The sequence below is a fragment of the Neobacillus drentensis NBRC 102427 genome (genome assembly GCF_001591445.1).
Lineage (GTDB): Bacteria > Bacillota > Bacilli > Bacillales > Cytobacillaceae > Neobacillus > Neobacillus drentensis.
Genome location: NZ_BCUX01000144.1, coordinates 1 through 746 on the forward strand (window position 1 = coordinate 1; position 746 = coordinate 746).

2 protein-coding genes are annotated in these 746 nt (G+C 35.9%); both read right to left on the reverse strand.

Annotated elements, in window-relative coordinates:
* Positions 1 to 235 precede the first annotated feature (235 nt).
* Positions 236 to 325 (reverse strand): YjcZ family sporulation protein, encoded by a 90-nt coding sequence (locus BDR01S_RS25140; RefSeq protein ID WP_082797582.1) that lies wholly within the window; start codon positions 323 to 325, stop codon positions 236 to 238.
* A gap of 50 nt (positions 326 to 375) precedes the next feature.
* Complete coding sequence (yjcZ, locus tag BDR01S_RS24585) at positions 376 to 510, reverse strand: sporulation protein YjcZ (protein ID WP_066259479.1); 135 nt, start codon at positions 508 to 510, stop codon at positions 376 to 378.
* Positions 511 to 746: the final 236 nt, after the last annotated feature.

Here is a 746-nt window from a genome sequence, read left to right on the forward strand (position 1 = left end):
ACAGTTAAAATCTGAATATTCCGAGTTAAAATCATCCTTCCAAGATGCTTTTTTATATGAACATAACGAATCAATTTCAAAGAAAAAAAACGTCTTCTTCTAAAGCCGTCACGAAAAAACAGGTCTCTTCGACCAAATCCGAAAAATGGCATTTAATTCATTCTTCTTTCATTACAGAAGTCTATATAACAAAAGGGCAGATTAACTCAACCTGCCCTGTGCACTGTGCAATTTACTAGCCCATGAAAGAAGCTCCGATAATGATAAGAAGAATGAACAATACAACGATTAACGTAGTTCCCATTCCACCACCCCTGTGTAACATCTCACACAATGCTTATTTTGACTTTGCTCAAACATTTGGCTTATTAAACATTAGCAGACAGTGGAAAGTACGATAATTAACAGAATGAACAATACAACGATTAATACAAAAGTACTGCCGCCGCCGTAACCGCCGCTATAACCACCGCTATAACCGCCGCCGTAACCGCCACAAAAACCCCACATATCACTTCACCTCCTATTGGAATATCTGAAGAAAAAAACTTTTCACTATGTATATATATGTCGTAAGACAAGGATGGATTGGACAATCATCATAATGGATAGGACAAAATATGTGATTTACTTAAACAATTTCTAAAAATGAAAAGAAACGTCTGCAATAAATGCAAACGCCTCTTCAGAGGTCTTATAAATGTGCTGGAATAACTGGTGGTAGTAATAATATATGTCCTAATAAT